Annotated in this window: 22 protein-coding genes; 16 read left to right on the plus strand and 6 right to left on the minus strand. The window is 66.9% G+C overall.

Features of this window, described 5'->3' with window-relative positions; genetic code table 11:
* Nucleotides 1-295 precede the first annotated feature (295 nt).
* Nucleotides 296-1009, minus strand: a complete 714-nt coding sequence (locus IE231_RS09130; protein ID WP_306341563.1) for an enoyl-CoA hydratase/isomerase family protein — start codon at nucleotides 1007-1009, stop codon at nucleotides 296-298.
* Between the two features lie 342 nt (nucleotides 1010-1351).
* On the opposite strand from IE231_RS09130, the gene IE231_RS09135 reads away from it, so the two are divergent.
* Both IE231_RS09135 and IE231_RS09140 read left to right on the plus strand, forming a co-directional pair.
* Nucleotides 1352-2005 (plus strand): TetR/AcrR family transcriptional regulator, encoded by a 654-nt coding sequence (locus tag IE231_RS09135; RefSeq protein WP_189693654.1) that lies wholly within the window; start codon nucleotides 1352-1354, stop codon nucleotides 2003-2005.
* The gene (locus IE231_RS09140; RefSeq protein WP_189693655.1) at nucleotides 2005-2718 is read left to right on the plus strand and encodes an SDR family oxidoreductase; all 714 of its coding nucleotides are present in this window, start codon (nucleotides 2005-2007) and stop codon (nucleotides 2716-2718) included. Before IE231_RS09135 ends, IE231_RS09140 begins: the two co-directional genes overlap by 1 nt.
* 16 nt (nucleotides 2719-2734) lie before the next feature.
* Here the strand turns inward: IE231_RS09140 and IE231_RS09145 are convergent, their stop codons facing one another.
* Nucleotides 2735-3415, minus strand: a complete 681-nt coding sequence (locus IE231_RS09145) for an IclR family transcriptional regulator (protein WP_189693656.1) — start codon at nucleotides 3413-3415, stop codon at nucleotides 2735-2737.
* A gap of 124 nt (nucleotides 3416-3539) precedes the next feature.
* Between IE231_RS09145 and IE231_RS09150 the strand changes: the two genes are divergently transcribed.
* The 5 genes from IE231_RS09150 (at nucleotide 3540) to IE231_RS09165 (ending at nucleotide 7531) form a co-directional block, all read left to right on the plus strand.
* Nucleotides 3540-5522, plus strand: coding sequence for a flavin-containing monooxygenase (locus IE231_RS09150; RefSeq protein WP_189693657.1), 1983 nt, complete (start codon nucleotides 3540-3542; stop codon nucleotides 5520-5522).
* A 33-nt stretch (nucleotides 5523-5555) separates the two neighbouring features.
* On the plus strand, nucleotides 5556-6476 hold the full coding sequence (locus IE231_RS09155) for an alpha/beta hydrolase (RefSeq protein WP_201896966.1): 921 nt from the start codon (nucleotides 5556-5558) through the stop codon (nucleotides 6474-6476).
* Between the two features lie 76 nt (nucleotides 6477-6552).
* Nucleotides 6553-6993 (plus strand): SRPBCC family protein, encoded by a 441-nt coding sequence (locus tag IE231_RS09160; protein ID WP_189693658.1) that lies wholly within the window; start codon nucleotides 6553-6555, stop codon nucleotides 6991-6993.
* A 227-nt stretch (nucleotides 6994-7220) separates the two neighbouring features.
* Nucleotides 7221-7349, plus strand: a complete 129-nt coding sequence (locus IE231_RS18430) for a hypothetical protein (RefSeq protein ID WP_255430038.1) — start codon at nucleotides 7221-7223, stop codon at nucleotides 7347-7349.
* On the plus strand, nucleotides 7349-7531 hold the full coding sequence (locus tag IE231_RS09165) for a hypothetical protein (RefSeq protein WP_189693659.1): 183 nt from the start codon (nucleotides 7349-7351) through the stop codon (nucleotides 7529-7531). The genes IE231_RS18430 and IE231_RS09165 overlap by 1 nt, the downstream gene beginning before the upstream one ends.
* 205 nt (nucleotides 7532-7736) lie before the next feature.
* Here the strand turns inward: IE231_RS09165 and IE231_RS09170 are convergent, their stop codons facing one another.
* Together IE231_RS09170 and IE231_RS09175 are read right to left on the minus strand one after the other, a co-directional pair.
* On the minus strand, nucleotides 7737-8093 hold the full coding sequence (locus tag IE231_RS09170) for a dihydrofolate reductase family protein (RefSeq protein WP_229866607.1): 357 nt from the start codon (nucleotides 8091-8093) through the stop codon (nucleotides 7737-7739).
* A 148-nt stretch (nucleotides 8094-8241) separates the two neighbouring features.
* The gene (locus IE231_RS09175; protein WP_189693661.1) at nucleotides 8242-9159 is read right to left on the minus strand and encodes a LysR family transcriptional regulator; all 918 of its coding nucleotides are present in this window, start codon (nucleotides 9157-9159) and stop codon (nucleotides 8242-8244) included.
* A 239-nt stretch (nucleotides 9160-9398) separates the two neighbouring features.
* Here IE231_RS09175 and IE231_RS09180 point away from each other — a divergent pair, with 239 nt between their 5' ends.
* The 4 genes from IE231_RS09180 to IE231_RS18560 all read left to right on the plus strand — a co-directional run bounded on the left by IE231_RS09180 (nucleotide 9399) and on the right by IE231_RS18560 (nucleotide 12913).
* Nucleotides 9399-10679, plus strand: a complete 1281-nt coding sequence (locus IE231_RS09180; protein WP_189693662.1) for an MFS transporter — start codon at nucleotides 9399-9401, stop codon at nucleotides 10677-10679.
* A 108-nt stretch (nucleotides 10680-10787) separates the two neighbouring features.
* Complete coding sequence (locus IE231_RS09185; RefSeq protein ID WP_189693663.1) at nucleotides 10788-12017, plus strand: FAD-dependent monooxygenase; 1230 nt, start codon at nucleotides 10788-10790, stop codon at nucleotides 12015-12017.
* On the plus strand, nucleotides 12014-12634 hold the full coding sequence (locus tag IE231_RS09190) for an NADPH-dependent F420 reductase (RefSeq protein WP_189693664.1): 621 nt from the start codon (nucleotides 12014-12016) through the stop codon (nucleotides 12632-12634). Before IE231_RS09185 ends, IE231_RS09190 begins: the two co-directional genes overlap by 4 nt.
* Nucleotides 12635-12760: 126 nt before the next feature.
* Nucleotides 12761-12913, plus strand: coding sequence for an SRPBCC domain-containing protein (locus IE231_RS18560; RefSeq protein WP_189693828.1), 153 nt, complete (start codon nucleotides 12761-12763; stop codon nucleotides 12911-12913).
* A gap of 13 nt (nucleotides 12914-12926) precedes the next feature.
* Here the strand turns inward: IE231_RS18560 and IE231_RS09200 are convergent, their stop codons facing one another.
* Together IE231_RS09200 and IE231_RS09205 are read right to left on the minus strand one after the other, a co-directional pair.
* On the minus strand, nucleotides 12927-13574 hold the full coding sequence (locus IE231_RS09200; RefSeq protein WP_189693665.1) for a dihydrofolate reductase family protein: 648 nt from the start codon (nucleotides 13572-13574) through the stop codon (nucleotides 12927-12929).
* A 50-nt stretch (nucleotides 13575-13624) separates the two neighbouring features.
* Nucleotides 13625-14704 carry a LacI family DNA-binding transcriptional regulator gene (locus IE231_RS09205; protein ID WP_229866608.1) on the minus strand — a complete coding sequence of 360 codons (1080 nt, stop codon included), beginning with the start codon at nucleotides 14702-14704 and terminating at the stop codon, nucleotides 13625-13627.
* 136 nt (nucleotides 14705-14840) lie between these two features.
* On the opposite strand from IE231_RS09205, the gene IE231_RS09210 reads away from it, so the two are divergent.
* From IE231_RS09210 to IE231_RS09230, 5 genes are all read left to right on the plus strand, one after another.
* Nucleotides 14841-15785 carry a dihydrodipicolinate synthase family protein gene (locus IE231_RS09210; protein ID WP_189693667.1) on the plus strand — a complete coding sequence of 315 codons (945 nt, stop codon included), beginning with the start codon at nucleotides 14841-14843 and terminating at the stop codon, nucleotides 15783-15785.
* 116 nt (nucleotides 15786-15901) lie between these two features.
* On the plus strand, nucleotides 15902-17218 hold the full coding sequence (locus IE231_RS09215; RefSeq protein WP_189693668.1) for an MFS transporter: 1317 nt from the start codon (nucleotides 15902-15904) through the stop codon (nucleotides 17216-17218).
* A gap of 302 nt (nucleotides 17219-17520) precedes the next feature.
* On the plus strand, nucleotides 17521-17973 hold the full coding sequence (locus tag IE231_RS09220; RefSeq protein ID WP_189693669.1) for an SRPBCC family protein: 453 nt from the start codon (nucleotides 17521-17523) through the stop codon (nucleotides 17971-17973).
* A 154-nt stretch (nucleotides 17974-18127) separates the two neighbouring features.
* Nucleotides 18128-18583, plus strand: coding sequence for an SRPBCC domain-containing protein (locus tag IE231_RS09225; protein WP_189693670.1), 456 nt, complete (start codon nucleotides 18128-18130; stop codon nucleotides 18581-18583).
* Between the two features lie 6 nt (nucleotides 18584-18589).
* Complete coding sequence (locus tag IE231_RS09230; RefSeq protein ID WP_189693671.1) at nucleotides 18590-19216, plus strand: SOUL family heme-binding protein; 627 nt, start codon at nucleotides 18590-18592, stop codon at nucleotides 19214-19216.
* The last annotated feature ends 192 nt before the right edge of the window (nucleotides 19217-19408 follow it).

Below are 19408 nucleotides of genomic sequence, written 5' to 3' on the forward strand. Positions count from 1 at the left end.
ACTCAGGCGGCGCTGAAGTCGGTGGTCACCGCGCGCCAGCTCGCCGCGATGCAGCCGATCGAAGCCGTCGGAGAGGTCGGTCAACCTCGGAATGCCGAAGGTGACATGTGTGGACCTCCAGGAACAAGGGCCGCACGCCGAGCCCCTCGAGGCCGAACCGCGCCCGGGCGCGGGCTTCGGCTATGACGCGGCCGAGCGCTTCACGGCATTCCCGAGGCCACTGACCCCGTATTCGCGCTTGCGAGATGCGCGAGTGCCGCACTGAGCGGGCCGAAGCCTGGGCCTTCGAGTGCGCTCAGGCCGTGGTCTGCGAAGTCGTGAAGCGGGCGCTCCAGTCATCGCGAGCGGACCGCAGCAGTGCCGGATCGAGCGCTGCGAGCGCGAGGGCGCGCGCTAGCGCGCGCCCTCCCACCTCGCCGGCTCCCACGGCCTCGCTCGCCAGCCCGAGCGTCACCGCCGAGGTGGCGTTGAGCGACTCGCCCGTGAGCATGAGCGCCATCATGCGCCGCGGTCCGATGATCCGTGCGAGTTCGGCCGCCACTGGCCGCGGGTAGGTCCCGCGAAGCAGCTCGGGCACGAGGAAACGGGCGTTTGGCCCGGCCACGACATGCATGCAGGCGGTCACGAGATGGACGCCCGCGCCGATCGCGCGGCCGTCAACGGCCGCAACCCAGGCCAGCGGCGAGCGCTCGATCTCGTCGATGAGGATGGCTCCGGCGGGCTGCGTCCCCGGCACCCGCACTGCAAGCGGATCACGGCCTGAGCAGAAGGAGGAACCCTCGGCGGCAAGGATCGCCACGCGAACACCACTCTCGAGGAACAAGTGGTGCACATCCCGCGCTTGCCCGACGAGTTCCTCCGATAGGACATTTTCCCGTGAAGTGTCGGCAAGTGTTAACACGCCTACGCCGTCCACGATCCTTGATTTCACAACAGCCGCCATGACGCCTCTTTCGCAACTCTGCAACTCTAACAAACTACTGCGATAGTGAATCCCGACAAAGCGCATCGCAGCGGAGGGTCGTCACAGTTCACAGCGGGGATGGCTTTCGCAGGGGGCCGAATAGCTGTCGCGGTCTGTGGGGTGAAGTGAGGTGCGGAACGCGAGCGGCTGGCTTCCCTGTCTCCTGTCCTGCGGCGCTATTCGCGGGCCGCTACAGTGCCCTGAGCAAGTGCTGCGCAGGGACGGCCGGAACGCTCGGGGCTCGCTAGGCGGAGCCATTGTCCAGGTCGCACGTGCTGCTTCCCTGAATTATAGAATGGGCATTCTGGATTGATGTGACGGTATATCGTGGGTCACACGGGCGTCAAGGGGTTTGAGGGTCGCAGGCGATCCGGGAAGGTGGTGGGCATGGGCAAGCGCAGGAGTGTGCATCACACGACGCCTGAGAACGAGAGGGCGATCCTGGACGCGGTCCTGGGCCTGGCGGTTGAGGCGGGGTACGAGGGGACGACGATGTCGGAGGTCGCGCGCGTCTCGGGGCTCCCTATTGGCTCGGTGTACTGGCACTTCGAGAACAAAGAGAAGCTGTTCGTCGCGCTGTTGGACTACTGCTTCGGTCTCTGGCGTGATTCGGTCGGCGGGCGGAGCCAGCGCGAGTTGCTGGGCAGCTCGATCGCGGGCGCGGCGGCCCCTCGCTCGGATCCCGCCAACGCAAAGCGCGCGTTCTGGGTCATCGGCCTGGTCTTCGCGCTCGAGAAGCGTCTGGAGGACAACGAGGCGCGCCAGAAGTACCTTCAGATCCGTGCGGACATGTTCGAGACCGCCTTGGGTCAGGTGGGCGGACAGTTCCCGGCGGAGGCCCTCGGGGCGGACCCGGATTTCGCGCGGAAGATCGTGGCCTTCGGCCGCGCGCTGACGGAGGGGTTCTACGTATCGGCCTCGGCCGGCGATGACGTCGACTTCAAGGAGCTCGCCGAGCTGTCGACTCTGGCGGTCGACCTGCTGACCGAACACTATGCGAAGCGCGGCGCCGAGGCGAAGTCGAAGGAGGGGGGATCCTGATGGCCGATCCTGGGAAGGTCGCGATCGTCGTCGGCGGCGGATCCGGCATCGGTGCGGCGAGCATCGCCGAGCTGGCCTCTTCCGGCTACCGCATCGCGGCGCTGTCGCCCTCGGGCCGGGCTGCGGCCCTCGCGCGAGACCTCGGGGGCGTCGGCATCGACGGTTCTAACCGTTCGGTCGACGATCTCCGTGAGGTTGTCGAGCTGGCGGTGTCGACTTACGGCCGCGTCGACGCGGTCGTCAACTGCACAGGCCACCCGGCCAAGGGCAAAGTGCTCGAGCTGAGCGATCAAGACTGGCTCGACGGCCTGGAGCTCTGCCTGCTCAACGTGGTCCGCATGGCACGCATTGTCACCCCGCACATGCTGGAGGGCGGGGGCGGGTCGATCGTGAACATCTCGACGAGCTCGCCTTTCGAACCGAACCCCGCCTACCCGGTCTCGGCAACCATCCGCGCCGGCCTTGCCTCCTTCGCCAAGCTCTACGCGGACGAGTACGGCCCGCAGGGCGTCCGCATGAACAACGTCCTGCCCGGCTTCACCAAACCGGACCCAAGCACCGTGCCCGCCGAGTGGACCTCTCGCATCCCTCTGCGCCGTGCTGCCAGTACGGCCGAGGTCGCCCGCGTCGTCCGCTTCCTCGCCAGCGATGAGTCGAGCTACATCACCGGCCAGAACATCCGCGTCGACGGTGGTAGCTCGCGGGCGGTCTGACCGGTCCACCGCACGGTCATGCGCCAATCCTCCGCGAAGACTCGAGCAGCGGCTCGAGTGCGCCGTCGAGTAGCTCCTCCCGCAGCGTGATGACGGCCAGACAGGCGTTGGGACGCAGTCCATCTGAACCGATCGGGACTGCCAACGCATACGCGCCCGGTTCAACCTCACCGGCAGTGCGGACCCAGCCTCGCGAGCGCGCCTCGGTCAGGATGGCGGGGTCGTCTGGGCGGGCAGGGTGGAGGGAACGCAGCGCCCACGTGGCGGCGCCATGGTCGAAAGGGTAGCTTGCACCCTCGCTGAGCGAGAGATGGAAGCCCGCCGAACGCGGGGCCTCCACCAGGAGTGCGTAGGCTGCCCCGGCCTGCTCCACGAAGAGGGCGACCGTCACGCCCAGCCTGTCGCACAGGCGCCTGACCTCGGGCAGCGCTTCCTCACGGAAGACTGCCACACCGTTGCGCGCCAACGGGATCAGGCCTGCACCAGCCCGATACCGCCCATCGCCTCCGCGCGTGATGAGCCCGCCCTCTGAAAGGGTCTGAAGCAACCGCGAGGCGACGCTGCGGTGGATGCCCAATCCAGCCGCCACTTCCTGGATCGAAAGCCCGGAGCGCGACATTGCCACGGTCTTGAGCGCCTGAATTCCGCGGGCCAGCGTCTGCGACCCCTGCGGGGCTGAGCGCGAGTTCTCGGGCATCCTCACAGCGTATCGGCGCTCCTCGAGTCGCTTGACAACGCGATCCATCGACGATCACTATTTACTCACAGTTCGAAGTAAATGTGCATTATCTACACGAGTGATGCCGGACGAGGAGGCTTCAATGACGATTCCCGAGGCGATCGGCACGCTCACAGACGCAGTCGACGATGTGTACTGGCGCGACGAGTACCAGCCGATCACTGAGGGCGATGCGTTCCTGCAGCGCATCGTCCACGAGGCTGACCTGCCGTCGCTGCTCGTCGCGCTCGCCGCCGTCACAGGAGACTTCCAGATCCTGCGGCCCGGGCTTCGGCCGTCATTCCCGCCAACGGACGTCGTTCCGGCCCCGCACGGCGGACTGGGTGTCGAAGCGCAGGCGGAGGCACGCGACGTGGCCCTCACCGCCCTCAAGCGGGTGCGGGACGATCGCCTGACCACGCCGCGCCGCCTCGATGCGGCGGAGACGCGCATCCTGCTCGACTTCCTCACCAACGGGGCGAGCGATGCGGACACCGAGCTGCTGACCCACGAGCTGGACCTCGCGCCGAAGAAGCTCGGTGCCCCTGACTGGACGTTCGAAGAGGTCTCCCAGGGCCGCGAGTTCAAGGTGGCGGTGATCGGCACGGGCATGTCCGGCATCGCCGCCATGTACCGGCTGAGCCAGGCGGGCGTACCGTTCACGGCGTTCGAGAAGAACCCCGATGTCGGCGGGGTGTGGTGGGCCAACACCTATCCCGGCGCGCGCCTTGACACCCCGACCTTCGCCTACAGCTACTCCTTCGCCCAACGCGCCGACTGGCCCAGCGCCTACGCCCGAGGAGAGGAGATCGAGGAGTACGCGCTCGAGATCGTTGAGCGAGCGGGCCTGCGCAAGCACGTCGTGTTCGACACCGAGGTCACGGCTCTCACGTGGGACGAGGAGCGCGGGGACTGGGAGGTCGTGACGCGGTCGGGGGGAACAGACACCGTCCAGCGCTTCAACGCCGTCATCTCGGCAGTCGGCCAGCTCGAGCGGCCGAACATCCCCGAATATCCGGGGCGCGGCGACTTCCGCGGCGCGCAGATGCACTCGGCACGCTGGGACCACGGGGTGGATCTGGCCGGCAAGCGGGTCGCCGTCATCGGCACCGGCGCCAGCGCCTATCAGATCGTCCCGGCCATCGTGGACCGCGTCGCGCAGCTGACCGTCTTCCAGCGATCGGGCCCGTGGATGGTCCCGGCGCCGAACTACCACGACGCGACTCCCTCGGCGCTGAGCTGGCTGTGCGAGCACGTCCCCTACTACGGGCAGTGGTTCCGCCTCTCCGGCTTCTTCCAGTCCGCCACCGGCCGTGCCCACACTGTGATCGCCGCAGCCGGCTGGGAGCGCGAGGACTCCGTGTCTCCCGTCAACCTCAAGGTTCGCCAGATCCTCACCGAAGTCATCGGCGCGCAGTGGAAGGACCATCCCGAGCTGCTCGCCACGGTGGTGCCGAACTATCCCCCGGGTGCCAAACGCATGCTGCGCGACAACGGCGTATGGGCCCAGGCACTCCAGCGCCCCCACGCCCAGATTGTCACAAGCGGCATCGACCATTTCACCGAGAACGGAATCACGACGGCAGACGGCGACTTCCACGAGTTCGATGTCATCATCTATGCGACAGGGTTCCTCGCCTCTGACTTCCTCGACCCGATCGAGGTCCGCGGTGCGACGGGCCAGACCCTCAAGGAGCACTGGCAGGGCGACGCGCGCGCATGGGCCGGTATCTCAGTCCCGGGCTACCCGAACCTGTTCATCGTCATGGGTCCGAACACGAACTACGTCGTGCACGGCAGCCAGCACTTCATGATGGAGTGCGGCGTCGAATTCGCCGTCGAGGCCATCCATCAGACCCTATTGCGGGGCGTGAAGGGCTTCGACGTGAGGCAGTCTGCCCTCGAGGACATCGTCGGGAAGGTCGACGCCGCGAACGCCACGCGCGCCTGGGGGCGGCCGCAGGTGCGCAGCTGGTACAAGAACCGCCACGGCCGGGTGTCCCAGATCTGGCCTTTCAGCCACCTCGAGTACTGGCGACTGACTCACGAGGTCGATTTCGACCGCGATTTCACGGTTCGCCACTGATCGACGCGACCTGCCTGGACAACGGGAGACAACGTGCCACTTGACGCGGCCAGCCAGAAGATGCTCGAAACGATGCGTGCGGCCGGCGGCCTTCCCCTGCACGAAATCCCACTGGCCGAAGCCCGCAAACGAGCCCTGCGCAACCTCCCGGCACTCGGAAACGGCCCGAAGATGAGCCATGAGGAAGACGTCCTCATCGATGCGGAAAGGCCCCTCTCGGCCCGGATCTTCAAGCCCTCCCGCCACACTCTCGGGGTGGTCCTCGTATTCCACGGAGGAGGCTGGGTACTGGGCAGCGTCGATGCTGTCACCCCAATGAGCCGCCACCTCGCGCAGCTTGCCGACATGACCGTGGTGGCGGTCGAGTACCGCAAAGCTCCTGAACACCGCTACCCGGCAGCCTTCGACGATGCGGTGGAAGCCGTGGACTGGGCAGCAGCACACGCTGGCACCCTCACCGGTTCCTCAGCAGCACCCGTGATTGTCCTCGGCGAGAGCGCGGGCGGCAACCTCGCGGCAGCCGTGGCTCTCCGCCGAGCCGAAGTGGTGGCGTGCCAGATCCTGTGCTGCCCGGTAACCGACTGCACGATGGACTACCCGTCCTACGCACACCAGGCCAATCAGCTCTCGCTGACTCGGGAAACGATGGGCTACTTCTGGGACCAGTACGTCCCCGAGGTCGCACGCCGAACCGAACCGAACGCCTCACCGCTTCGCACGACAGGTCTGGCCGGGGCTCCGCCGGCCATGGTGATCTTGGCCGAGTACGACGTTCTGCGAGACGAGGGGCAGGCCTATGCTGACCGCTTGGCTGCTGCCGGAGTTCCGGTCAGTACCCGTCTCATCGAGGGCCAGCTGCATGGCTTCCTCGCCAACGTGAACCTGCTGCCCGGTGCCCTCAGCACTCTCGAAGACATTGCCGCCTTCCTGAAGACGGCGGGGTCGCAGGGGTAGGCCTCGTCAGGGAGACCAGTTTCCAATCCATGCGGCAGCCCTCGTCCCCTCCCGTGTGCGGCATTACGATCGCGCCATGGCGGGTACCTATTCAGCCCAGACGTCGATCACGATCAACGCCCCGATCGAGCGGGTGTGGGATGCGCTCGTCGACCCCGAGACCGTCTCGCTGTACCTCCACGGGACCACGCTCGAAGCCGACTGGCGTCCAGGCGGCTCCGTGACCTGGAGCGGGGAATGGAAGGGGCAGCCCTACACCGACAAGGGCACGGTCCTGCGCTACGAGCCGCCCAGGGTCGTCAGCACGACCCACTGGAGCCCGTTGGCCGGCACCGATGACTCGCCCGAGAACTACCACCATGTCACCTACGAGCTGACGGAGCACGACGGCGCCACAACGCTGACCCTGACCCACGGCAACAGCCCGACCCAGGCCGACGCCGAGGAGATGGTCGCCAATGCGTGGGCGCCCGTCCTGGCGGACATCAAGCGGGTGGTCGAGGAGGGCCGGCCCTAGGGCGGACGCTCCGGTGACGCCGCGCACCCGAGCCGGGGAAGCGCCGTCGTGCGTGCGACGGAACTTCCTGAGCGCCGGGGACCGAGCACAAACGCCATGCCGGCAGCCGGTCTGCCTCAGCAATGCATGCATCGCGACGGTCCGGGGGTCACGCGCGCGCTGGGAAGAAAGCCGCGCAGGCTCTGGGCATTGCGGCACTTGCACAGCTGGTTGGGGAGGCGCCGGATGTGGAAGCGGCAAAGTTCGCAGCTACGGCGCTCGACCCGATCGTCTTCCCGGGTGACGAGATCGAGCTCGTAGACGGTTCGCAGCAAGCCGGGGCACAATCAGAGGACCAGCAGACGGAGGAATCGTGATGGCCGAAGGCACCAAGCGCAACGTCACTGGCACTGTGCGTAAGACCACGTCCGGCAGCCGGTTCGTATCCAAGAAGGCTGCCAACCGCGCCGCAGCTGCCAAAGTCTACGTGGCTGCTCTGAAGAAGGCCGGTCAGGAAGCGCCCGAGTCGGTCAAGAGGCTCGCCCAGCAGGCCCGCTGATCGCCGCGGCATCAGGGAATGCGGGGGCCGGCCCGCTGAAGGCGATCACGCCGGCGACGTTGATGATTGTTCCCTCGCCCCTTTCCTGCATGCCCGCGACGGCGGCGCGCGTGAGCATCGTGGGCTGGGCGCGAGGACCTTGACGTTGACAAGCTCGGCGGCTTCCTCCGTCTCTATTCGCCTGCGTGCGCCGCACGTCGCGGCGTCAGTCCCGCGCGAAGGTCATGTGCACGACGCCGCTCTCGGCGACCTCGCTGCTGACGGTGTAGCCGGCCTCGAGCCCGCGCAGGTCCTCCCACAGGCTCTTCCCGCGGCCGAGCAGGATGGGCGAGATCGCCACGTGCAGCCGGTCGACGAGCCCAGCCTCCAGGAACTCCCGCACCGTGTCCACGCCGCCGCCGATCCGCACGTCGGCCCCGCCTGCGGCCTCAGTCGCCTTGGCCGGCGCCTCCTCGGGGGTGGCCGAGAGGAAGTGGAACACCGTGCCGTTGTCGAACTCGATGGGCGCGCGGTCGGCAAAGCCGTCGAGCGGGAGAAGGCTCCACCGATCCGTGGAACCCACGAACGGCGGGTGCGTGCCCGCCGTCGTGCGCCCCCAGCAACTGGTGCGGTAGCAGGTCACGACCGTGCCGCTTCCCCGCATTCATCCGCCACTGTGGCCACGGGTAGTCCTGCAGTCATGTAGGGCTGGGGCGGCAGGCCGTCGGACTTCACGCCGAGGTCAGGCGGCGCAGCCAGTCTGCTAACGCGTCGACGCTTTCCGGTCCCTTGTCTGCAGGGCGGCGGACCAGGCCGATTTGAACTTGGGCAGTCGGACCATTGACCGAGAGCTCGACGAGCGGGGCCATGACCGAGCCGCGGGCGTAGGGGGGGATGAAGGTGGCGACCACGCCCAGGCCGGCCTCGGCCGCAAGCACGCGGGCCTGCATGCCGTCCACTTCGATCACGGAATGCTCCCCGATGATGCCGCTCTCCCTGAGGATCTGCCGGTAGTACATCGACTCGAGGCTTGTGAGAGGGCTGGCAATCAGGCCAGCCTCCGCGATGTCCTCGATATCAACGGTCTCCTGCCGGGCCAAGGGATGGGACCTTGGGACTAGGAACCTCATGGGTGCTTTGTGAAGCGGTTCGAAGGAAACTTCGGGGGGCAGCTGCCACTTGATTACATATGCAAGGTCCACCTCCCTGTCCAGGACTGCTTGGGCATATTGGCCGCTGTGGCCGAACCGCAGGGAGAGCAATGTCCCCTGATGGCTCCGGCAGAACGGGACGATCACTTGGTCCAGAAAGTACCGCTGCTCGAAGGCGATGCTGGCTCCGAGCCGGACCCTGCCGCGACGGCCGTGCTTCAGGTCCTTGAGCGATTCCTGCAGTGACTCCTGCTCACGGAGCATGAGCAGGGCCGAGTTGTACACTTCCTGGCCGGCGGGCGTCAGGTGTATCGCCCGCTGTTCGTAGCGGAGAAGGTCCGAGCCGAGTGCCTTCTCGAGTTCCGCCACGTGGTGCGAAACGGTGGGCTGCGCTAGGTGGAGGTGGCGGGCAGCGGCGGAATAGCCGTTGCGTTCCACCACCGTGACGAAGACCCGCAGCCGGAAGAGGTCGAGCGCCAGAAGGTTGGGGGATCCCATCTGGCAACAATAGAACAGTGGCTCGATGCGGGCGGGTGCGGCCGGACGACGATCCGCTCATGAGGACTGAGGCGAGGGACGCCGGGCCATTGTGCCGACGCTGGACGTCCCGGTCCCCTAGATCAGGCCTTCTGGGCTGGAGGCCATAGATAGCTTCCATAAGTCCATCGATGTGAGCCCGTTGAGGGTGTAATTCACGCCACATAGGCTCGCTGGCATTGACGCGTATAGGAGGCGCCGTGCAATTCTCAACTTCCAGCCCCGGCCGCGGGGTACAGCTGCTGTGTTGGTCGTCAGTCGCCCTTGACGGGTTCGACCTTATTGCGTTGGCCGTAGTATTTCCGGTCCTCTTGAAGGGCAACGTTTGGGGACTCACCGCGGCCACGGCGTCGGTCATAGCCATGATCGGTCTGGTCGGCATGACGGTCGGAGCCATCGTCATCGGCAGCGTTGCCGAAAGAATCGGCCCGGCCAAGGCGCTGGTGGCATCTGTGGCCTGCTTCTCCGTGTTCACGCTGCTCTCAGCAGCAGCACCGTCGGCGATCCTTTTCACGATCCTGAGGTTCCTCGCGGGTGTGGGTCTCGGTGGCTGCATGCCCATCGCGGTCGCCATCGTGGCCGCGCACCGAGCTGGCCAGGGCAAGAGCAGTAGCGCCACCACAACACTCATGACTGGATACAACGTCGGTGCCGTGCTCTGCGCGCTGCTCGGAATGTTCCTGATCCCCTGGCTTGGATGGCAGTCCATGTTCGTTGCCGGAGCATTGCCGGCGCTAGTGCTCGTCCCCCTGATGATCCGCTACCTTTCAGACCCTGATGCTCAGGGGACCCCCGCGGTGCCCGTGGCGAGAAGCGGCCGCGCGAGCCGCGCGACCATCAGTGGCCTCTTCCGGGGCGTTCAGCTGCGAGCGACGCTAGCGTTCTGGATCGCCACGTTCATGGGTCTGTTGTTGATCTACGGGCTCAACACCTGGCTTCCCGAGATCATGCGCGCTGCAGGGTACTCGGTAGGAAATTCACTGGCGTTTCTGCTGACCCTCAACCTGGGAGCAATTCTCGGCTATCTTCTCGGAGGACGTTTCGCTGACCGCGGAGGAGTTCGTCGAACAACCATCGGCTGGTTCGCTGGAGCTGCGATCTTCTTGGCCGTATTCGCGCTTCCGTTGCCAGAGCCGATTCTCTACGCAGCCCTGTTCCTTGCAGGTTTCTTCGTCTTCAGCTCGCAGGCGTTGACCTATGCCTACACGCAAAAGGTCTACCCGAATCACCTCCGCGCAACGGGCGTCGGCTGGACAGCGGGGGTGGGTCGCCTGGGTGCAATCTGCGGGCCTCTGCTCGGAGGAGTCCTATTGACCGCAGGCATCGCCTATCCGTGGGGTTTCTACGTCTTCGCCATCGTTGGTGTCCTCGGGGCAGCGGCCGCCTGGATCGTGCCAGCGCAGGCTCCGCAACAGCACAAAGCCACAGATGACCTGCCAGTTGCCATCGATCTCACCCCGAGAGGTAGCGGAACCGTATAGGTCTCTGGCGGCCTTAAGGCCCAGAGAACCATTTCACTAACATCTCGTCACGCCCTTTCGGGGTGGCCGGCCCACCTAGCAACACGGATGTATTAGAGGAGAACCAGAATGGATCATCGTGCGACTCGAGTCGCGATCATTGGCGGGGGGCTGGGTGGACTCACTGCCGCGATCGCACTCATGAAGATTGCTGGGGCCGAGGTCACGGTGTTCGAGCAGGCTAGGAAGCTGGCTGAAGTGGGCGCAGGTGTCGGGATCGCCCCGAACGGCCAGCGCGGGCTCGACAGGTTGGGTCTGCTTGATGAGGTCAAGCTCGCGGGTGCGCCATGGGACGGGCCGGGTGTGAACCTGAGCACGGATGGCAGGCCGGTGGCGGAGGTTGCTTGGTCGGACTCTGCCGGGCGGTACCAGAGTTTTGGCATTCACAGAGCCGATTTCATCGATGTCCTGCGCCGGTCAATTCCCAGTGATGCGGTTCGTCTGGGGCACAGGTTGGCATCGATTCACGCATTGGACTCGAGCGTCCGCCTTGAATTCGAAAATGGTGTGAATGCCGAGTTTGATGCTGTGGTGGGTGCGGACGGAGTCCATTCGCTGGTCCGGGATTCGATCGTCCAGCCCTCGGCTCCCATCTATTCCGGATCCATCGCATATCGCGGAGTGCTTGACGCGAGCCTCCTTCCCGAAGACTGGCCGATGAGGAGCCAGGTCTGGATGGGGGGTGGAAAGCATTTCATGTGCTACCCGCTGCGCCAGCGTAAGCTGTTCAACTATGTTGGCTTTGTCCCAAGTGACAGGCCCCTCAAGGAATCATGGTCGGCCGAGGGGGATGTAAGCGAACTCGCCGCCGAGTTCGGGGGCGAGGAATGGGACCCGAGGCTCCGCGAGTTCATCAAACTCATCGACAAGACCTTCTGGTGGGGACTGTACGACCGAGAGCCTCTAGCCAACTGGTCACGAGGTCGAGTCACATTGCTCGGCGACGCAGCACACACCATGCTGCCTTACGTCGGCCAAGGCGTGAACCAGGCAATTGAAGACAGTGTAAGCCTTGCCATCTTCCTCAGGGAGGCTGAAGGCCCCGAGGGCATCATCGATGCCTTCAAACGCTACACGACGGCTCGCTTGCAGCGAACAGCCATTATGCAGGCAAGCTCGCGCAGGAGCGGTTCACAGCTCGACTCCCAAGCTGAGTATGAGGACATCAAGAAACGCGACGCCGACGTGCGCGCCGGACGAGATTTTCGCAGAAGCTTCTTCTACGACTACGACGCAGCAGCTGTCGCTGAGAAGACTCTAATGCGATCACGCAACGCAAGAAGGGCACTGTTCGCATGACATCGATCAGCATAATCGGTACCGGCAAGATGAGTTCGGCGATCGCCGATATGTCCGTGAGGGCGGGGGCTGATATCCAAATAATCAGGCGCCGGGCCGGTGCCAGCTCCTCGCCCGAGCGGCCCGATGCCAGGTACGGGGTGATGGGCGATGAGCTCACAGGTGACCTCGTGGTCCTCGCAGTTCCCTACGAAGCGGTCGCGGACGTGCTTACGCATTACCCGGATGGACTCAGCGGGAAGGTCGTCATCGACATCAGCAACCCGATCGACTTCACCACTTTCGATGAGTTGGTCGTGCCATCTGACTCCTCTGCAGCAGCTGAAATCGCCAAGGACATTCCGGATGCGGCGGTCGTCAAGGCATTCAACATCAACTTCGGAGAAACCTTGGCCAGCGGCACCAATGGTGGAGCGCGCACGACTGTTGTGCTGGCCGGGGACGATGCCGACGCGAAGATCGCAGTCATCGCCCTCGTCGAGGCCGCGGGTCTCCGGGCGGTCGACGCCGGACCACTTTCGCGTGCACGGGAGCTCGAGGCGTTGGGTTTTCTGCAGATCACCATGGCAGCCCTCGCAAAGACCAGTTGGGATTCCGGGTTCGCGCTAGTGCCGTGAGCAAGGAGCGACGATTCTGCGATGAACGACGGGCCTCAGACCGCCCGGCGCCGCGAGAACGGACCGGCCTTCCACACGGATGGAGAGGCCGGTCCAGGCCCGGCAGGCCCGTGGTAGGGGAGGGTCATCTACGAGCTGACGGAGCACGACGGCACCACAACACTGACCCTGACCCACGACAACAGCCCGACCCAGGACGACGCCGAGAAGATGGTCGCCAATGTGTGGGCGCCCGTCCTGGCGGACATCAAGCGGGTGGCCGAGGAGGGCCGGCTCTGAGCGCGTCGCGGTGTCAGTCCCGCGCGAAGGTCATGTGCACGACGCCGCTCTCGGCCACCTCGCTGCTGATCGTGTAGCCGGCCTCGAGCCCGCGCAGGTCCTGCCACAGGTTCTTGCCGCGGCCTAGGAGGATCGGTGAGATGGCCACGTGCAGCCGGTCCACGAGCCCGGCCTGCAGGAACGCCCGCACGGTGTCCACGCCGCCGCCGATCCGCACGTCAGCCCCGCCCGCGGCGTCGATCGCCTTCGCGAGGGCCTCCTCGGGAGTGGTCGAGAGGAAGTGGAACACCGTGCCGTTGTCGAACTCGATGGGCGCGCGGTCGGCATCGTGGGTGAGGACGAAGACCGGCGCGTGGAAGGGCGGTTCGTCGCCCCACCACCCGCGCCAGTCCGGATCGTCGGGGAAGGTGTGCAGGCCGAACATGCCCGCACCCATGATCTCCGCGCCGATGCCCTCGAAGTACTCCGCGCCGTAGCGGTCGTCGACCCCGGTGGTTCCCTCGCCCGAGCGGTCGCCGAGCACCCTCTCGCGGAACGTCCTAGTGCCCGTGTAGGCCGCGACGAGTCGCGGCCAGTCCTCGCCCATCGGGTTCTCCGGCGTCTGGTCCGTGGTCGAGGCGTAGCCGTCGAGTGAGATGTTCAGGTCGGCGCGAACGGCCATGGGTGGCTCCTTGGCAATGGTGGGTGGCGTCGTCGTCCAGAGCCATTGTGCTACCTGGCCGCGGTCTGGGGGCGCGGCGGCGCGGTATCTCGAGCTTCGCCCGGCGGCCGCCCGGTCGAGGCGCGGGGAATCACCGTCGGCGCCAGGACCCGCTGACGCTGCGGTGAGGCGGGCTGGCCGTTGATCGAGGTCAGGAGCTCGTCCACCGCGGCCGCGGCGATCTCCCGGAACGGGACGCGCACGCTCGTCAGGGGCACGGCGAGGCGCGCCACAAGCGGGATGTCGTTGTAGCCGACCACCGAGAGGTCCTGCGGGATGCGCAGGCCGGCCCGCTGGATCACTGAGGTGAAGCCGATCGCCGTGTTGTCGTTGACCGCGAACACCGCGGTGGGCCGGCGCGAGCCCGCCAGGAACGCCTCGGCAGCGGCCTCCCCGCTCTCCATGGAGAACGTCGACGGGTAGACGAACTCTGGCCGCTCCTGAAGCCCCCCCTCGGCCAGGGCCCGGCGGTACCCCTCGCGCCGCCCCAAGGCCGTGGGCGCCTCGTCCGGGCCGGCCACGATCCCGATCTCCCGGTGCCCGAGATCGATGAGGTGGCGTGTCGCGAGGTAGCCGCCGAGCGGGTCGTCGCCCGTCACGCTGGGGCTCGCGCCGTACGCGCGCAGGGCGAGCACGTGCGGGATGCCACGCTCCAGGAGCTCGGCGCACAGGCCGCCCTCCGTCGTCGCCGTCGTGAGGATGAGGCCGTCGACTCGTGAGGCGAGCATCGCGTGGCCGTTCTCGCGCTCGAGCCCGGGGTCGCCGTATGTCGTCGCGACTAGCGCGTGGTACCCGCGCGCAGCGCAGGCCGCGGCGATCTCCTCGTACAGGGTGGCCATCACCGTGTCGGTGAGGCGCGAGACGAGCACGCCGATCGTGTTCGTCTGCCGGCGCCGCAGGTTCGCCGCGGACGGGTTCGGCTCGTAGCCCAGGGACTCGGCCACCGCGCGGATGCGCGCCGCGGAGTCGCTGCGGTAGAACGTGTGCTCGCGGTTCATGGCCCGGGACACCGTGGACCTCGCAACCCCGGCCGCCTCCGCGACGTCGGCGATCGTGGGCCGCGACCCCGCGCGGGCCTCCTTGCCAGCCACCGCAACCTCCTTGAAATCGACCCTTGACGTGCTCCTGTGACCCAGCTTACCGTTGAAGCAATCGATAACGGAATCGATTCCCTCAGCCGAAGGAAACCTTCCGGACGGCATGAACCACACTCGAAGAGGAGCAACCATGAGCACCATCGACCTCCGCGGCCTCGTCCCCGCACCGGTCACCCCGTTCACCCGCGACGGCGACGTGGACGTCGACGCGATCCACCGCCTCGGCAGCTGGCTCGGCAGCGTTGAGGGCGTCAAGGGCCTCGTGGTCCTCGGCCACGCCGGCGAGGGCACCTTCCTGACCCAGGCCGAGCAGGCCCTCGTCATCTCCTCGTTCCGCGACGCGGTGGACGGCCGGCTGCCGATCATCGCCGGCATCACGGGCGAGGGCAACAAGGTCGCCGCCGAGGAGGCCCAGCGCGCCGTCGACGCCGGTGCTTCCGCCGGCCTGGTCTACCCGTCCCACGGCTGGCTGCGGTTCGGCTACCAGGAGGGCGCGCCCCAGAGCCGCTACAAGGAGATCTACGAGGCCAGTGGCCTGCCGCTGATCCTGTTCCAGTACCCGGACGCCACCAAGGCCACGTACAACCTGGACACCCAGCTCGAGATCGCCGCCCAGGAGGGCGTCTTCGCCACCAAGAACGGCGTGCGCAACATGCGCCGCTGGGACACCGAGATCCCCGTGCTGCGCGCGGCCTTCCCCGAGCTGCAGATCCTCACGTGCCACGACGAGTACCTGCTGCACACCATGTTCGACGTGGACGGCGCGCTCGTCGGCTACGGTGGCCTCGCCCCCGAGCCCCTCGTGGAGCTCATCGCCGCTGGCAAGGCCAAGGACTACGCTGCAGCCCGCGCGATCCACGACCGCCTCCTGCCCGTGACCAAGAACGTCTACCACCGCGGCTCGCACATGGAGGGCACGGTCGCGCTCAAGGAGGGCCTCGTGGCCCGCGGCATCCTCGAGCACGCCACGGTGCGCACCCCGCTCCTGCCGCTGGCCCCGGGCGCGCACGAGGAGATCGCCCTCGCCCTCACCTCGGCGAACCTGGGCCGCGCCACCGTCCCGGCCCGCGCCTGAGCCGAGTCCCATCCCGGCAGAGCGCGCGACGGCGGGTGCCCGCCCGCCGTCGCGCGCCCACCCCGAGCGGAAGCTCACCTAGGATTCAATAGAGCCTCAACGACGAGGAAGCGCACGTGATTTCCACCATCAAGGGAGCCCCGATCGTGGGCACCGCCACCATCTACTCGCGCCGCGAGATCCGCTTCATCCTGGCCTTCGCCCTGCTCGGCACCCTCTTCGACGGCGCGGAGCTGAACCTGATCGGCTACCCGCTCGTCTACATCTCCGGCAGCCTGCACGTCTCGACCATCGCGCTCATCACGGTGGCGACCGTGCAGGGGTTCGCCTCGATCCTCGGCGGCTTCGTCTTCGGCACCCTGGGTGACACGCTCGGGCGCCGCCGCACCTTCGCGATCTCTGTCGTCGCCTTCGGCATCGCAGCCCTCCTCGGCGGCCTCGCCGTCAACTACGAGATGTTCATGGCCACGCGGGTCCTCGCCGGCGTGGGCATGGGAGGCCTCTTCGGCCTGTCCTTCTCGATGTTCACCGAGTGCTGGAAGACTGCACGGCGCGGCACCATGGGCGGGATCATCCAGGCCATGTACTTCGTCGGGGAGATCCTCACCGAGGGCGTCCTCTTCCTCTTCCTCACCGTCCTCGGACACGATGTCGGCTGGCGCGCCGGGTACGTAGGCATCGGCGCCATCAGCATGGTCATCGGCATCGCCTCCCTCTGGCTCCTGCCTGAATCCAAGCAGTGGCTGGCCTACCAGCAGCACCTCAAGGCAGGCACCCTCCCCGACGAGCTCCAGCGCACCAAGGTCCCCGTGGTGGACATCTTCAAGCCGCAGTTCGTCATCGGCACCGTGCTCTTCATGGTCCTCTCGACCGCGATGTTCCTCACCACGAACTCGGTCGGCGCCTACCTCTCGACGTACCTGCTGGCCACCCAGAAGCTGCCCCTCGACACCGTCAGCCTCGTCGTCCTCATCGGCTACGTGGCCACGATCATCGCCTACACCCTCACCGGCGTCGTCTCGGATGCCATCCGGCGCAAGTACGCCTTCACCCTCGCCTCCGCCGTGGGCACGGTCGGTTTCGTCTGGTTCCTCATCCTCCTGGCGACCCACTCGGCCCATGTCGGCGCGGACTTCTGGGCCTGGCCCACGTTCTGGGCCCTCATGCTCTGCGCCGGCGCCGCCGGCGGCTTCGGAGTCCTCGGGGTGTGGATGTCCGAGTACTTCCCCACCCGCATCCGCTCTACCGGCTCGAGCGCCAGCTACTACGTGGGCCGCGGCCTCGGCGCCGGCATCTTCCCCCTCTTCGCCCTCACCATCGCCGGCAGCGTTCCCTTCGCCCTTGCACTCGGCATCATCGGTCCGGTCGCCGGCCTGCTGTTCTCGGTCATCGCCCCCGACCGGACCGGCCGTGCGATCGCCGACCTCGAGTAGCGGAAGGGACCGGCGGAAGGGCCCGGGTGCTGGCAGAGCCAGCGCCCGGGCCCTTCTCGCGCTCCGCATCTCCTTCGGCTTCTCACCGCCAGTGGAATCCTGTGGCGCGCCGCGCCCTTGTAGACACGCCGCGCCCTTGTACGCGCTCACCCGTCGGCGCACGATGGACCTGCGGGCTCACGCGGCGTACGTGCGCGGGGCCTCTGCGAAACGCCGGAGCGGATAACGGCTGGGGCACACCGCATCACGCACGAGACACCCTCGCGCTCTATGGCCGCACCTTTTGGAATCGAGCGCCCATCATGCCCACCACCGACGACAGCATCCTCATCAACGCAACCCCCGAGCGGGTCTTCGACTACATCACGGAGCCAGCGAACTTCCCGTCATTCCAGGCCAACACCGTCCGTGCCGAGCTCGAAGGTGACGGCCCCGTTGGCGCCGGGTCCAGGATCAGGGGAGCGAGCAGGATCCTCGGCCGCACGTTCGACTGGACCATGGAGGTCAGCGTGCACGACCGCCCTACAACCTCGGCCTTCAAGTCGGTCGAGGGCAAGGTCGGCATCTCCGGGGCCTACACGCTGACCCCCGAGGGAGGCGGCACGCGCCTCAACTACCACCTCGACGCGGCCCCGGGCCTTGGTGGGGTCTTCGGCCGGATCGCCGACCCCCTCGTCAACAAGGCCTATTCACGCCAGGTCCACGCCGATCTCGAAACGCTGGCGCAGATCCTCACCGAGCACGACGACGAGTGACGGGAGGGGCCCAGAGCGGCTCACGGCGAGCGCACGACGGCGGATGGGAGCCCGGCGTCGTGCGCTCGCTCTGACTGGGGCAGACGCGCGGATGGCCATCCTGAACGCAGCGGCGGCCCTCGCCCCCTCCGTGGCGCGGCAGTAGCATCACGCCATGGCAGACACGTACTCAGCTCAGACGTCGATCGAGATCAACGCCCCGATTGAGCGCGTGTGGGACGCGCTGATCAACCCTCAGACCGTCTCGAAGTACCTGCACGGGACCACGCTTGAGGCTGATTGGCGGCCCGGGGGTGCCGTGACCTGGAGCGGCGAGTGGAAGGGCCAGTCCTACACCGACAAGGGCACTGTTCTACGGTTCGAGCCGCCGAGGGTCGTGAGCACGACCCACTGGAGCCCGATGGCCGGCAGCGAGGACGCCCCGGAGAACTACCACCACGTCACCTATGAGTTGGCGGAGCACGACGGCGCCACCATCCTGACGCTGACCCACGGGAACAGCCCGACCCAGGCCGATGCCGACACCATGGTCGCCAACTCCTGGGCGCCTGTCCTGGCGGACATCAAGCGTGTAGTTGAGGCGGGGCCCGACACTCGGCGTGGCGTCTGAGGCGCCATGACGGAACAGCAGCCCTACGAGCTTGTGCGGCGGTACGCGGACTTCGAGCTGCGGCGTTACCCGGCGTATGCCGTGGCCGAGGTGGAGGTCCGCGGCACCTTCGACAGGGCGGGCAACGCTGCTTTCCGCTACCTGTTCAACTACATCAGCGGCAACAACACGTCCCGCCAGTCGGTGGAGATGACCGCGCCCGTGCTCCAAGCCTCCGCGCCCCGGACGTCCCAGTCGCAGAAGGTGCAGATGACGGCGCCGGTGCTCCAGGAAGGGCCGCTGGGTCTCGCTGAAGGCGGCTCGGACGAGGGCCGGTATGTGGTGGCCTTCGTGCTCCCCGCGGGAATGACCGAGGATGCGGCCCCGATCCCCGCCGACCCGCGGGTGAGGATTCGGACGGTGCCCGCCTGCGTCGCAGCCGTCGTCCGCTTCTCCGGCAGGGGAACCGAATCCGACTTCGCCAAGCGCAATCGCCAACTCCAGGATGCCCTGGCCGCAGCCGAAATGAGACCGTCCGGGCCACCCCGCTTCGCCCGATTCGACCCGCCGTTCAAGCCATGGTTCCTCCGCCACAACGAGGTCGTCCAGGACGTGGTGCCCGGCGACGCCGCGGGGCCGCAGGCGGAGAGCTGACGACGGCGGGTGCCCGGCCGCCGTTGTGCGCCGAAGGCTGAGAGCTGATTCGCACTTAATTTCTCAGGCTGTCATAGGCAAAGCCGCACGCTGTATCGACGTTTACGGACGTGCGCGGATAGTCTTCGGGATGTCGCGACTGCCCATCGCATCGACCGGCGACCCGGTGGCGTTGGCGCAAGTCCATCGACG

Origin of the sequence: Sinomonas cellulolyticus, assembly GCF_014656475.1 — a bacterium.
GTDB lineage: Bacteria > Actinomycetota > Actinomycetes > Actinomycetales > Micrococcaceae > Sinomonas > Sinomonas cellulolyticus.